Origin of the sequence: Evansella cellulosilytica DSM 2522 (assembly GCF_000177235.2) — a bacterium.
Classification (GTDB): domain Bacteria; phylum Bacillota; class Bacilli; order Bacillales; family Salisediminibacteriaceae; genus Evansella; species Evansella cellulosilytica.
Map to the genome: position 1 here is coordinate 3,238,736 of NC_014829.1, position 14,975 is coordinate 3,253,710.

Sequence of the window (14,975 nt, forward strand, 5' to 3'; positions counted from 1 at the left end):
GGAGTGGACTAATATGCCATTCGAAAGACTGTGTTTTACCATCTTTTTGTTTTTTATAAGGAGCTAAAAGTTCATCTAATACATGCATGATTAGGGAATATGTCTCGAGTATTTCTAGCGTATATTAATCATAATGGAAAGCAGCTCCACTTTCAGAATTTTTATCCAAATTCAATATATTTATTCATACGTATTCACATATCATGTGAAAATTGTCTCAGGATTGATTTAAGAGTGTTCATAATAATTATGAAAAGATATCTATAATTATCCTTCTTTTATTCATAGATTTTTCGTAACTACAATAACTCCGTAATTTCTTCACATTTTTAATATAACATTAATACTGTAACTATGTTTTTAATCCCAGGGTTTAGTTATTTGAACTTAAAAAAATAATACGGAAATGTGGAGGAAATACGATGTGTGGTTTTGTAGGCTATTTAATAAACGAACAGAATAATAATAAAACGATAATAAAAAATATGGCAGACCAAATAATCCATAGGGGGCCAGATGATGAGGCATACTTTTTAGACAGTAAGATTGCCTTAGGTTTTAGACGTCTTTCAATAATAGATGTTGATCATGGTAAACAACCACTATTTAATGAAGATGAAACAAAAGTACTCGTATTTAATGGAGAAATATATAATTATAAAGAACTGCGGGAAGAACTCTTGAGTAAAGGGCATCACTTCCGGACGAACTCTGATTCAGAAGTAATATTACATGGTTATGAAGAATATGGGAAATCACTGTTAAATAAATTAAGGGGGATGTACGCATTTGTAATATGGGATCAATTGGAACATAAACTCTTTGGTGCCCGTGATATCTTTGGAATTAAACCGTTCTTTTATTATTTAAATGGACAGGAATTTTTATTTAGTTCAGAAATAAAGGGATTTCTTCCCCACCCGAAGTTTGAGAAAGTTTTCAATGAAGCATCTTTATCTTACTATCTCAGTTTCGAGTATATTCCTTCTAGTGAAACAATGTTTAGAAACGTATATAAACTGAAGCCTGGACATTACTTCGAATATGATAACGGACAATTTGAAACATATGAATATCACAAATTTAACTATAATATTGATAACTCAAAAGACTTGGATGACTATGTTAAGTTGATTACGAATACATTTCAAGAATCTGTTAAAATACATGAGATTAGCGATGTCGAAATTGGAGGTTTTCTATCCGGGGGAATTGACTCCAGCTTCGTTCTCCATGAAGTAGCAAAAAGAAACAAAATAAAAACATTTTCTGTTGGATATGAAGAGGAACAATTTAGTGAATTACAAGATTCTACTAATTTTGCCAAACAAATAGGTATTAAAAATATAACTGAAAAAGTATCAGCAGATGATTTTTTCGCAGCAGTACCAAAGGTCCAGTATCATATGGATGAACCAATGTCAAACCCTTCTGCAATTCCGTTATATTTCCTAGCTGATAAAGCAAGTAACTATGTAAAAGTTGTCTTATCAGGTGAAGGTGCAGATGAGCTATTTGGTGGATATAATCAGTATACAGAAGCCTTGATATACGAAAAGTATCAAAAACTCCCTTACTCTTTTCGGAAACTATTGGGAACTATAGCAGAAAAACTACCACAAATTAAAGGACGTCGATTTTTGATGAGAGGTGTTCTACCGTTAAAGGAGCGCTTTTTCCGAATCGATTATGTATTTAATTATGATGAAAGGCAACAAATATTAAAAAATAAGAGTTTAAATAAACAGGCTTCCTTATTAACAAATAGCTGGTTTGAGGAGTCTAATCACCTAGATCAACTTACACAAATGCAGTATTTAGATTTTCATACCTGGTTAAGTAATAATATTTTAGTGAAAGCAGATCGTATGAGTATGGCACACTCCATAGAACTTAGGGTTCCTTTTTTAGATACAAAACTGTTAGATATAGCCTTGCATTTACCATCAAAATATCGGGTCGCAAAGAAACGTACTAAGGTATCTTTACGTCAAGCAGCTATGAGGGAACTTCCCGAAAGGACTGCAAATAAAAAAAAGTTAGGTTTCCCATCTCCATTGGCTAGTTGGATAAAACAAGAGAAATACTATGAAATGATCAAAGTTAAGTTTAATTCAGATATATCTAGTCGTTTTTTTGAAACAAAAGAACTCATGAAGCTATTGGATGAGCACCGATATGGCACAAAAGCAAATATGCGTAAAATATGGTCGATTTACTGTTTTATTTTGTGGTATGAACAGTTTTTTCAGAATGAAGAGATTGTTCAACCCCAGCGTGTTATGGTAACTGGTATCCTACAAAAAGGGGGGTAAAGAGTTTCTTTGTTACATCATTCATCCTTAGGGTTTCGTTTGCCCATTTGGATAAACTTGCCCCGATATTATGGTTAGAAGAAGGAAGGTTAACAGCTTCAATGTCGTGAAACATAGAACTCCATAACCCTACCTTTGTAAATGAACCAACAGAAGGACCGTATAATCATGTTTATCTAATTAGTAACGAAGAATAAGTTACCCTATAAACACGTGGAAATACTGAAGAGGAACTCGAAATAGTACAAGCAAAAGGTGCCGGGCATTGTGTTCATTGCGGACACTAAAAAAAATGTATTCCCTTTTCTTGATATACAGTAAATGGCTAAAGAGATTATCTATAAAATGTAGATGATCTCTTTTATTTTCATGACAAGGTACCTCACTGAATATAATCACATCCCCTACGTAAACTTAAAAATTTCCATAACACAATTAGTTCCTCTTCTAAAACATCAATAAGCTATGCATTTTATTATAAGTTGTACATATTATTTTTGTATTAGATGGAAGGAGGGAAATACATTGACTACTTTTAATATTATAGTAATAACTTTATTAACGATTATACTTTTTACTTCCTTTACTACTTCAATCATACAAAGAAAGAATAGTACAACAATGACAGGTATGATGACAGCAATGGTTATAGGTATGAGTATCGGTTTAACTATAGGTGTTTTACTTGGTAATTTATTCCGAGGAGACCTATTAATTTCAACAACCATTTCGATGGGGATAGGTATGTTTGCGGGCATTTTAATAGGAATGCCGTTCAATACACTAGCCGTTTTAGATGGAATGCTCGCGGGGATTATGGGTGGAATGATGGGTGCTATGCTTGGAGAAATGATTACTCTTACGGATGCTATACTTTTAGTGAAAATTTTATTATCTGTTTCAGTCTGTTCCACAATTTTGATATTATTATTTCTATTACAAAATAAGAAAAGAGATGAAAATGCTAATTTAAAGTGGATGATACGCCCCATCACAACTTTTGTTCTCCTATTCATACTTCTTGTATGGTTAGATCAAATAAATGTAAACTCAAACTTAGACCATCCCAATCAAAGTCATTATAATCATGAAATGCACATTCCTAAAAATCAGTTGGAAATCGAAGTAACCGGTTTTGCATATAGCCCTAGTGAGATATTCGTTAATAAATCGGAGATTACGGAACTTATATTAGTTAATAATTACGAAATTGAACATAATATAGAAATCGTAGATTTACCCGTTGAAAAAATTGATAATGAATCTGAAAAAGATAGTCATGGAAGTCACTCTCATAATTCAGCAATACATATCCATGCGCAACCTAATAGTACTAATTCAATTAGTTTTATACCAACTCAGGAAGGAACTTATCTCTTTTATTGTACAATACCTGGGCATAAAAAAAAGGGAATGATTGGCACAATAACAGTAAATTAGTCACAAATGAATATTCTCCGCTAGCCTCCATTATGAGATGTATTCATATAATATCAGTATTCAAAAATGCAGATCAGGAGAATCATCTCATTCCCTCCTCCTCTCTCCTCTAAGCTAAAAACTTTCATAAATTTCTCTAAAAAACCAACAATAACAAATAAAAGATCCAGTCACTAGTGTACGTTAATTTTAATCAGAAAAATATTAAAGTAAACTCACCATTTTCCAATTAATAGACTTATGAATGTATAACACACTGTAACACGTAAATACTTTACACTCTCGTCGTAAGTATAATTTAATTTTAAGAATCAAAATTCCTATAAAAAAGTGTTGACAAAAACCGATTACAATTGTAAACTGAAACCAATAAATCGATTACGTTTGTAAACGATAGGTGGTGATGGTATGACAACCGAAATTAACACTAGGATTACCGAATCAGAATGGGAAATTATGCGTGTGGTTTGGACATTAAATAAAGTTACAAGTAAGGAAATAATCGAAGTTTTACAAGAAAAAAAAGATTGGAAACCAGCAACTACGAAGACATTTATAGGCCGCCTCGTAAAAAAAAGAATGCTCAATACAGAGTCTCATGGAAAACGCTACATCTATTCTGCAGCTGTCAGTGAAGATGAAACAGTGAAAAATGTTACTAATGAATTTTTTGATAATATTTGTAGTAAGGATGTAGGAAAAACAATTGCAGAAATGATTTCTACCTCCACATTGAGCTTTGACGATATCGACTTATTGGAAGAAGTAATAGGAAAAAAGAAGAAAACAGCTGTAAAAGAAGTGAAATGTAACTGTTTAAAAGGACAATGCCAATGTAAAAATCATCATAATCATTAAATTATAAACCTTTTTTAAGTAAGTAAATTAGCAAGAATACACTTGAAGTCATACTCAAGTGTATATTTATTCAAATTATATAGGTATAGTATGTAATTAAAAATAATAATTGGAGTGAACAAAAATGGAAAAAACGCTATTCTCTGTTAGAGGAATGACCTGTTCTTCTTGTGTTAATCGAGTTGAAAAAAAGATTGCAAAAGTACCAGGAGTTGAAAAGGTTAATGTAAACCTAGCAGCTAATCAAGCACAAGTCTCTTATGATAATTCCTTAGCAAGTACAGAGAAAATTATCAAGTCCATTGAAGACATTGGTTATAACGCGAATGTAATCGATGAAAATAATGAGGTAGATGCTAGCCTAGAACAGCAAAAAGAAACGAAAAAGCTTAAAAAGGATTTTACAATTGGTGCTATCCTCACTTCCATTGTTTTATACGGAAGTATCCCCCATATGATAGGTGGATGGGGAGAGAATTGGCCATTAATGGAACTTGCAGGAAACGCATATTGGTTACTTTTATTAACTAGTATTGTACAGTTAGGTCCAGGGATGCGTTTTTATACAAATAGCTACAAAGTTCTTAAAAATAAGTCTGCAGATATGAATGTACTCGTTGCAATGGGTACAACCGCGGCGTGGGCTTATAGTGGTGCTATGACACTCTTCCCTACTACCCTATCCAATATGGGGTTTCCAGTTCAGTTATACTACGATGTAACAACTGTTATTACGACATTAATTATTCTAGGTCGTTACCTTGAAGCTAAGGCAAAAGGCGAAACCTCTTCTGCGATCAAAAAATTAATGAATTTGCAAGCGAAAACGGCAAGAGTAATACGCAATGGAGAAGAATTAGAGATTCCAGTCGAAGACGTTGTAATTGATGATGCCATAGTAGTTCGTCCTGGAGAGAGAGTTCCAGTAGATGGTGAAGTAATAAAAGGAAAGTCTTCCGTAGATGAATCGATGCTAACTGGAGAATCCATTCCCGTTGAAAAACAAATCGGTGACGAAGTAATTGGAGCTACCATCAATAAAACAGGAAGCTTTACATTACGTGCAACCAAAATAGGCAAGGATACAGCACTATCTCAAATTATCCGAATGGTTAATGAAGCACAGGGGTCAAAAGCTCCTATTCAACGAGTCGTAGATAAAATATCAGCATATTTCGTACCGGCAGTTGTAGTGCTTGCTTTTATCAGCTTCTTTGTTTGGTGGGCTATCGGACCTGAACCTGCCTTTATTGTCGGTCTCACATCATTTATTGCTGTATTAATCATTGCATGCCCATGTGCACTAGGGTTAGCTACTCCTACTGCAATCATGGTTGGTACGGAGAAAGGCGCAGAAAATGGGATTTTAATTAAAGATGCCGCTAGCATTGAAAGAGCAAATAAAGTAAAAACAGTTGTATTAGACAAAACAGGTACGATTACAGAAGGAAAGCCGAAAGTAACGGATATTGTACCAAGTACCTCTTTTTCCGAAATGGAATTACTAACACTAGTAGCTTCTGTTGAACGAGTATCCGAGCATCCACTAGGCGAGGCAATTGTTCAGGAAGCAATTTCAAAAAATCTTGTACTTCAAGAGCCTGATACCTTTGAGTCTATAACAGGTCATGGATTAATAGGGTCACTTAATAATCAAGAAATACTAGTCGGTAATCTAAAATTGATGAAAGAACACAACATTTCCAATCCGGATATGGTTAAAACTGCTGAAACTCTAGCCGATCAAGGAAAAACACCAATGTATGTAGCCATTAATGGTAAATACGCCGGCATTATTGCGGTTGCAGATACGTTAAAGAAAGATACTATAGCTGCCATAAAGGCACTAAAAGAAATGAATGTAAAGGTCATTATGCTTACTGGGGACCACTACCGAACAGCGAGAGCAATTGCTAAAGAAGCCGGTATCAATGAATTTATCGCGGAAGTCCTTCCAGAGCACAAAGCAGATGAAATCAAAAAATTACAAGCGAATGGCGAAATAGTTGCCATGGTTGGTGATGGTATTAACGATGCCCCTGCCCTTGCCCAAGCCGATGTGGGAATTGCCATTGGAACTGGTACCGATGTAGCGATGGAAACAGCAAGTATTACCTTAATGCGCGGTAATATCATGAGTGTTGTAACGTCATTAAAGTTAGCAAAATCAACCATGCATATGATTTGGCAAAACTTAGGTTGGGCATTTGGTTATAACGTTGTATTGATTCCAGTTGCAGCAGGTATTCTTTATCCGTTCATAGGAATATTCCTTAATCCCGCAATAGCAGGAGCTGCAATGGCCTTCAGTTCAGTATCCGTTGTGTTAAACACATTACGATTAAAAAAGTTTAAATCTGTCTCCGCTTAACCGCCTTTTACCATTAATTTTTGTTAATTTAAAAATAAAGGAGAGTTGTAAAATGAAAAAAGTTAATATAGCAGTAGTAGGTATGAGTTGTGGACATTGTGTTTCTACAATCGAAGGAGCATTATCGAAGTTAGACGGTGTTTCCAAGGTAGAAGTAAATTTAAAAGAGAATAAGGTACTTGTGGAGTTGGATATTTCAAAAGTTCGTGTTCTTCAAATCGAGCAAGCCATTGAAGAATTAGGTTATAGTATCGCTTGTCATTAAATAAAAAGTCTAAGAGAAGTTAAAGATTAATAGGAGAGAAACCACCTTTTTTAGCAAAGGTGGTTTACTTTTTAGTTTACTTTGTGATGCTTAATTTGACGTTTTTCAAGGAAAAGGACTAGCGATTTGAGAATCACAGGGGCGCTAGTCCACTATTTAAATACACCAAAATTCAGAATAATATTTCCAATAGTTAATGAGGCTACATACTTAAAAGCCTTATTTCAACTCACCTCTCTCGAAATCTATTTTATTGTACTAGTCTCAGTGAATAAAAATATTTTTACTTAATAAATCCGGTTTAGCTTGGTGTATCATAGGTTTCTTGCAGGGAAGTTAAAGGAGCAAGAGACCAATTATATACTCTCGTAACAGACATATTCAGAGGTACTAGTTTCTTTATTATTTTAAACCTTTCCCTTTTCATCGTTGATATCAGCTGTTCTTATGATATCGACGACCATCACAAAACAATAATTCCTACATAATAAATATTGAATTGTAACATTGTAATTTAACATGTAATTTCACTAGTGTTGCATTAATTTAGATTAATTATTAAAAATACTCAAAATGTTCAATTTAATTATTTTGTGCAAAGAAAAAGTCCTTTATAATGGATAAGTCAGGTGGTAATCCCGTCCAAATCCAATAAAAAGGACCAATCGCATGGATAAGATTACACCAAAAACTTCATTTGGACAATGGTTTTCACCAATAAATCATCAATTATTTGAAGAACAGGTGAAAACATTGAAATTAGATTTCTATACGAAGAAACTTACGACGGAATCATTCCTAAAATTATTACTCTACGCACAACTCGAAGAAGTAGAAAGTCTTCATGCGCTGAGTGATTGTCTATTCGATGACCAGCTTCAAGAAGGAATCAACCTTGATTCGATCAGTATTTCTCAACTTTCACGCCGGTTGAATGGTATGAATCCAGATTTATTTCAGCGGCTCTTCCTTGATTTAGTGTCACAAATTCACGCGAAAACACATTATACAAAGCTCATCATGCCGTTAAAAATCATTGATTCAAGCACCTTGCCACTTAATTTAACCAATCATAAATGGGCTAAGTTCCGGAAAACAAAAGCTGGAGTAAAACTGCATTTGCGTCTTGTATTTATGGAAAAAGGGATTTCATACCCCGAAAAGGCCTTGATTACAACGGCCAAGGAACACGACCGCAATCAGCTTGAAGTCATGGTAGATGACAAAGAATGCATGTATGTGTTTGACCGCGGTTATCTTGACTATGAACGCTTTGACCGGATGACTGATGATGGCTACTTTTTCCTTTCTAGACTACGGAAAAACGCTGTCATACGGGAGGTTTACGATTTCAAACTACCTGAAGAGTCATCCGTTTTATCCGATCAAATGGTCTTGATTGGTACAACTCAAAACCGTGCTGAGAACTATTTTCGACTACTAAAAGTGATTGACTCAAAAGGAAATGAACTTCACCTCATCACCAATCGATTTGATTTGAGTGCAGAAGAAATTTCAGAGCTGTATAAATCTCGCTGGGCAATCGAATTGTTTTTCAAATGGATAAAACAGCATCTCAGCATCAAAAAGTTCTACGGTCAAAGTGAATGGGCGATCCAAAACCAAGTATTTATTGCACTGATTGTTTTCTGCCTACATGTTCTCGTTCAAATCGAAACAAATAGTAAGCGAAAAACCTTGCAAATTAGCCGGTATTTAAGGGCTGCATTGTGGAAATCAGCGCATATTTGGCTTCGTAAGATACAAGGGAAAACCATTCCCTAAAAAGATTTTTGTCGTCGTCGCACCAGTCTAATTGTCAATAAATTTCCAAATGGATGGAGCCACCTTTATTAAGCTATTTACCTTTTTGGCTCTCCGAAGGTCAGATGATTAATCTGAAAGTTATGACACCTTTTATGCAACACTAGTGATGTAATTTAATAAAAAAATATAGTTACTGTTGTACCTCGACCCTTCTTACTATCAACGTATATTTCCCCACGATGGGCATCCATTAATGCTTTGACAATTGATAAACCAATACCTAAGCCCCCAGTTTTTCGATTCCTTGATTTTTCTCCACGGTAAAACCTTTCAAAAATGTGGTTTAATTCTTCCTCTGTCATGCCTATTCCATTGTCTTTTACTGAAATATAGACTCCTTCACCGATTTGTTCCACTAATACCTGAACTTCTCCACTGCTTTCTGTAAATTTCAGGGCGTTATTCAGTAAGTTGGTCATAATTTGAATAAAACGATCTCGGTCGGCTCTAATTTGTATATCCTCGTCCACTTTAATTTTCAAATTAATCCCCTTTTGCTTAAACATTGGCTGAAATCGATCATACAGAGAGTGGATAGTCTCCTTTGCATTATGTTGTTCCAAATTTAATCGAATTCGTGGGTTTTCCGCAGCATGTAACTCTTCCATTTCATTAACCAAGCGTACAAGGCGCATTAACTCATGATGACATTGATCTAACCTTTCTTTTGTCGGGTAAAAAATACCATCTTGAATGGACTCCAACTGACTTCTCAACGTCGTTAACGGGGTCCTTAATTCATGGGCAAGGTCGCTCGTAAACTGCTTACGAAGCCTCTCCCCTTCCTTTAAAGACGCTGCTAATTCATTTATTCCCTTTGCTAATTCATCAATCTCTTCTACCTTGGAATCTGCTTTCACTTGAATATCTAATTGATGATTCCGTAAAGCACCAGTTGCATTAGCAATTCCTTTTAACCCCGTTGTTAATCGTTTGGAAAAGATAAAACTTAATATGAGCGATACAATAATCATTATAATAACCGCACCAATTAAATACTTGTTAAATTGAGTGAGAAAGTCTACATCACCTTGTAAAAATGCAGAAGGGAAAAATGCTTTTACTACACCAATCTGTTCACCGTTAACAACCAACGGGTGTTCTATATAATCAAATATATCGGATTCAATATTCACACTCCCCATTGGGGGGCTACTCATCATATGTTGTCCCATCCCATTATTCATTTGCGCCGTATCAATAATGAGTTCTCCATTCCTATTAAACACATGAAAAAATAATTGTTCCTGAAAACCATAATGATGTAACATCATCCATAAAGGCTCTACAGTTATATCCCCTTCTAATTCATACGTATTTTCTAATTCCATTACGACTTGCTTTATTTGTCCTTCACGCTTGTTTATTAGATATTCCTGGAAGGTTTCCTGTACGCCAAAATAGATAGCGACACCCACTAAGAGAATTCCCCCTAAGGATAAAATCAAAAAAAACGTGAGTAGTTTACTATAAAGTGTACGAAACATCCCGTTTCCCTCCAAACTTATACCCCATGCCGAAGACTGTTAAAATATATTTTGGTTGTTTCGTGTTCACTTCTAGCTTTTTCCTTAGATTTTTTATGTGCACATCAATACTTCTTTCATAGCCTTCAAAAAAACTATCTTCTTGAATTTTTTGTAGTAAGTCAGCTCGGCTGAAAACACGCCCTGGATGTTTCGCCATAATGGTGATGATATTAAATTCAATAGGGGTTAAGGAAATAGTTTCATTATTTAATAGCACTTCTTTTTTAATAAAATCAATAATGATCTCTTTTTTATTAAAAGAGAAAATCTCCATTTTATTTAATGTTCTCGTCCTCCGTAAAATGGCTTCCAGCCGTACAATAACCTCTCGAGGGCTAAAAGGTTTTGTTACGTAATCATCCGCTCCAATAACAATCCCACCGATTCTATCTTCTTCCGATGATTTGGCGCTTAACATCATAATCGGAACATCCGAGGTTAAACGAATTTGTTTACAAATTTCTTCTCCAGGCATATCAGGCAGCATCAAATCTAGAATTACAAAATCAGGGTTCCCTTCCCTAATTTTCGTTAATCCTTCTTTTCCATTTTGGGCTGACTCTACTCGATAGCCTGATTTCTCAAGGTATGCTTTAAGCACTTCTATAATCATAGGTTCATCTTCAACTATAAATACAGTAATGGCCATTTCCACCACTCCAGATGTTATTTTTAAACAGTATAGCATAAGCATTCTTTCCCAAAACTCGTATTAGAAAAAACACATAACTTCTTCATAACTTCTTCATTAGTTCATCATAAATGCTGGGTAAGATGAAAGTAGAAATAGTAAAGGAGATGAAACAGATGAAAAAAATAATCATTGGTGTAGTTGCATTAGGTTTAGTTTTTGGAATTGGAACTTCTGTGGTTGCTTATTCAACAGACGAAGGTTTCCCAAACTTTAAGGAAATGCTCCCATTTATGCAACAAATGCATCCAGACTGGTCTGATGAAGAATTGGAAGCTATGTACAGATCTTGTCATGGCAACGGTGAAAATAACCGTGGTATGATGAGACAAAATGTTGATTAATAACACAAATCGAGGTTGCCTCCAACGGGAGCTTTTCCCTTTTTGAGACAACCTCGAAGCTTTTCTCAGGTGTTGTTGATATTATAATCTTCTTCATGGTTTAATACATAATGCTGTGGAGATGCTTGTCCAATAGACATAGGAGCTTCCTTAATAGAACGACTGTCAAAATACGCTACTGCACCAAGAAGTAGCACTATTGGCATGATAAACATTGTTGCCACACTAATTACAAAAGCAACCTGAAGGATACTCTTCTTTTCTTTGCCATTTCTCTTTTCTAGTACCGTCTTCACAAAAGCTACGGCCTGAAGTAAGACAATAATAACGGCCATACCAAGAAAAACATATAAGAACCAAATGGACGGATACTCTCTCCAGTTCGGTGGTGAAAATTGAAAGAAATAAAACAAATAAAGAACGCCTCGCAGCATCGCAATATAGAAAATGACATTAATTAAGGTTGTGTGTAACCACTTCCAAGAAGAAACTCCTAGAAGCCTCACTGCTTTATCAAAGGAAGTGACAGCTAATAAAACGATCATCGGAGCCATTACAAGGCCCATCATATTCATAATTCCAACTTCCGGTCTAAACAAAATATACCCGCCTACTTCTTCGATATATTCAAAACCAAATAGTCTTGCCACATCCCAACGAGCCCAACGGTCCCAAATAGCATAACCATGTCCGAAGGAAAGTATGGCGAACCAGATTCCAAATTCCCGTCTCCATGTGATAAACTTGTTTATCGGATGCCAAAGCTTTGCAGCGGGCGATAGAATGAGGGATAGAAATAAGAGTATAAACGCAGCATGAGCCCACGCTCGCCAGAATGGATGATCCATACCCCAATCTGGCCACAAAGAAGGAATAACCCCCCATGTGTAATACGATAAATAAAATAAATAAACGAGAAGAAAAGAAAATACACCTACACTCAGATGACGTAATAATATTACCTTTTTACTTTTTATTCCTTGTAACATAAACTTCCTCCAATTGCTATAAATCTAGTGCTATTTGTAGTTTATTATTTTTAAGTTACTTGTAGTGGTAGATATATCGAAAAGGTTGTCCCTTCTCCAACTTTACTTGCTACTTTAACCTTCCCACCATGTGCCTCTACAATCTCTTTTACTATTGCCAAACCTAATCCAGTTCCTCCATTAATGACCCGATTTCTCGATGTGTCTGCCTTATAAAACCTTTCCCAAATATGTGGAAGATCCTTATTGTTGATACCACTACCTGTATCCCTAACAGAAAAGATAATCTGTTCTGACTTTTTATAGAGAGATAATTCAATTTCTCCCTCTTTTGGCGTATGCCTAATGGCGTTTTCCACTATATTAATGATCGCTTGTTCTAAGCGATAAGCATCCATAAAAACTATTAACTCCTTACATGCATCCTGGATGTTAAGGCGGTGCTTAATATTTTTTTGATTAAACATTAAAGCCCTGCTTTCATAAATACTTTTTAGCCAGGATGCGACCGGTACCTTTTCTTTTTCCAGCTTGATTTTCCCTTCTTCAAGCTTGGTTAACAAAAATAAATCACTAACTAAATTCTCCATTCTCGTTGCTTCTTTATAAATAACGTTTAAGTTTTGCTTCCAATCATCCTTATCGTCTTTTACAGTATCCTTCATTACTGCAGAATACCCCTTTATATACGTAATAGGTGTTCTGAGATCATGGGAGATGTGCGAAATAAAATGTCTTCTAGAGTCACGGTATTGTTTTAACTGCTTCGTCATGGACTGAATACTATTTGCGAGACGGCTCACTTCATCTTCACCAGAAATAGCTAATTCAATATCGAAGTTCCCTTCGGCAATCTTTTTTGTTGTTTCGCTGATTTGATTAAGCGGTTTAGAAATTCTTTTTGTTAAATATTTAGTAAATACTAACCCTACTACAAATGTTATAATACCCATAATAGCTAATAAATAGAGAAGCTTTAGCTGTGCTTGATTTAAGTCTCCAGTATCCTGGTCCAAAAATACATAACCCGTAATCTCTTCTTCTCCGCCCGCAACAATTGGCATGAGTGCCCAAACATGGGGGATATGAAACCTTATTGATGTATCTACACGATCTACTGTGGGTTCATCAGCAGTAACTAATCCAACATTGTCATTTATCCAGCTTAAAAAATGATGTAATTTGGCATCTGTAACTTTTTCTGATAGATAAGTAATGTTTAAATCTTTATCTAATATCAAAAAGGAGCTTTTTTTATCCGTTTCTATTTGTTCAATATACTCGATTACCAATTCACCTACGTCTTTTTCTAGTAACTGAGCGTGAGAACTTATTCTTCCAGTAACCTCATTTGTTAAATGCTCTTGATAAAAGTTTTTTGTAATCCAATTTGCTCCAATAATAAGGATTATTACCGATAGTAGTAAAATTAACATTACCCATGCAGTTATTCTAGAAGAGAGATTTTTTGGCAACATACTGGATCCTTTCTTTCCTTATGATTCATTGGGAACTTTATATCCAATTCCCCAAACCGTTTCGATAATGGCATCTGTGTAACCTACAGCCTTCAATTTTTCGCGTATATTCTTCACATGTGTATCTACTGTTCTATTATCTCCTTCGTATTCCATTCCCCACTCTAATTCTAATAAATGATCACGACTATATACCTTCCCCCGGTTACTTGCTAGACGATAAAATATTTGAAACTCCTTCTTTGTAAGAGGAAGAATCTTATTATTAAAAGAAATATTATAATTACTAGGCTGAAATACTAAATCCTTAACAATAAAGGATTCCACCTTTGATTTATAGTTTTTTGTCCTCCTTATAACAGACTCAACACGCGCAGCTAGTTCTTTAGGTTCAAATGGTTTTACTAAATAATCATCTGCACCTAGCTTTAATCCTTCAACAATTCGCTCCGTATCACCTAATGCCGTCAATAATATGACAGGAGTTTTATTATCAAGATGTTCCCTTAAGGTTTTTAACAACTCGAAACCATCTACTTCTGGCATCATAATATCCAAAAGAATAAGGTCATAGAAATCCGCACTTATTTTATCTATTGCTTCCTCACCATTTGAGGCTTCATCTAGTAGATATGAATAAGGAGTGAGACAAACTCGAAGCAATTTCCTCATTTCTTGTTCATCATCCACAAGTAATATACGATCATTCATATTAAATCCTCCATCTCTTTCCCTTAAGGCTTATTTTTTAATTAACTAATTTTAAATCTAGGTTTAGCCATAGTTTATAATAAATTAATGAAAAATAAGTGAAGTTCCCCTTCATTTTTTACTGTTATTTTTAATGGTGCTAACCATCCCCTTTAGT

Annotated in this window: 12 protein-coding genes; 7 read left to right on the forward strand and 5 right to left on the reverse strand. The window is 35.0% G+C overall.

Features of this window, described 5'->3' with window-relative positions; genetic code table 11:
• Nucleotides 1–422 precede the first annotated feature (422 nt).
• From asnB to BCELL_RS15075, 6 genes are all read left to right on the forward strand, one after another.
• The gene (gene asnB / locus BCELL_RS15050; protein WP_013489626.1) at nt 423–2,315 is read left to right on the forward strand and encodes an asparagine synthase (glutamine-hydrolyzing); all 1,893 of its coding nucleotides are present in this window, start codon (nt 423–425) and stop codon (nt 2,313–2,315) included.
• A 525-nt stretch (nt 2,316–2,840) separates the two neighbouring features.
• Complete coding sequence (locus BCELL_RS15055; RefSeq protein ID WP_013489627.1) at nt 2,841–3,755, forward strand: cupredoxin domain-containing protein; 915 nt, start codon at nt 2,841–2,843, stop codon at nt 3,753–3,755.
• A gap of 408 nt (nt 3,756–4,163) precedes the next feature.
• On the forward strand, nt 4,164–4,613 hold the full coding sequence (locus tag BCELL_RS15060) for a CopY/TcrY family copper transport repressor (protein WP_013489628.1): 450 nt from the start codon (nt 4,164–4,166) through the stop codon (nt 4,611–4,613).
• A gap of 124 nt (nt 4,614–4,737) precedes the next feature.
• A complete protein-coding gene (locus tag BCELL_RS15065) occupies nt 4,738–6,984 on the forward strand; it encodes a heavy metal translocating P-type ATPase (protein WP_013489629.1) in 2,247 nt (748 codons plus the stop codon).
• Nucleotides 6,985–7,036: 52 nt separating this feature from the next.
• Nucleotides 7,037–7,249 (forward strand): copper ion binding protein, encoded by a 213-nt coding sequence (locus tag BCELL_RS15070; protein ID WP_013489630.1) that lies wholly within the window; start codon nt 7,037–7,039, stop codon nt 7,247–7,249.
• 669 nt (nt 7,250–7,918) lie between these two features.
• Nucleotides 7,919–9,034, forward strand: coding sequence for an IS4 family transposase (locus tag BCELL_RS15075; RefSeq protein ID WP_013489631.1), 1,116 nt, complete (start codon nt 7,919–7,921; stop codon nt 9,032–9,034).
• Between the two features lie 155 nt (nt 9,035–9,189).
• On the opposite strand, the gene BCELL_RS15080 is transcribed toward BCELL_RS15075, so the two are convergent.
• Together BCELL_RS15080 and BCELL_RS15085 are read right to left on the reverse strand one after the other, a co-directional pair.
• Nucleotides 9,190–10,494 (reverse strand): sensor histidine kinase, encoded by a 1,305-nt coding sequence (locus BCELL_RS15080; protein WP_198283984.1) that lies wholly within the window; start codon nt 10,492–10,494, stop codon nt 9,190–9,192.
• A 49-nt stretch (nt 10,495–10,543) separates the two neighbouring features.
• Nucleotides 10,544–11,254: a response regulator transcription factor gene (locus BCELL_RS15085; protein WP_013489633.1), complete on the reverse strand. Its 711-nt coding sequence runs from the start codon at nt 11,252–11,254 to the stop codon at nt 10,544–10,546.
• Between the two features lie 158 nt (nt 11,255–11,412).
• On the opposite strand from BCELL_RS15085, the gene BCELL_RS15090 reads away from it, so the two are divergent.
• Nucleotides 11,413–11,640 (forward strand): CUE domain-containing protein, encoded by a 228-nt coding sequence (locus BCELL_RS15090; RefSeq protein WP_013489634.1) that lies wholly within the window; start codon nt 11,413–11,415, stop codon nt 11,638–11,640.
• Between the two features lie 65 nt (nt 11,641–11,705).
• On the opposite strand, the gene BCELL_RS15095 is transcribed toward BCELL_RS15090, so the two are convergent.
• Genes BCELL_RS15095 through BCELL_RS15105 form a run of 3 tightly spaced genes read right to left on the reverse strand, consistent with a single transcriptional unit; the run spans nt 11,706 to nt 14,818 of the window.
• Nucleotides 11,706–12,629, reverse strand: coding sequence for a cytochrome b family protein (locus BCELL_RS15095; RefSeq protein ID WP_013489635.1), 924 nt, complete (start codon nt 12,627–12,629; stop codon nt 11,706–11,708).
• Nucleotides 12,630–12,679: 50 nt separating this feature from the next.
• Entirely contained in the window at nt 12,680–14,107 is a 1,428-nt protein-coding gene (locus BCELL_RS15100; protein WP_013489636.1) for a sensor histidine kinase, read from the reverse strand.
• Nucleotides 14,108–14,125: 18 nt separating this feature from the next.
• Nucleotides 14,126–14,818, reverse strand: a complete 693-nt coding sequence (locus BCELL_RS15105; protein WP_013489637.1) for a response regulator transcription factor — start codon at nt 14,816–14,818, stop codon at nt 14,126–14,128.
• Between the last annotated feature and the right edge of the window lie 157 nt (nt 14,819–14,975).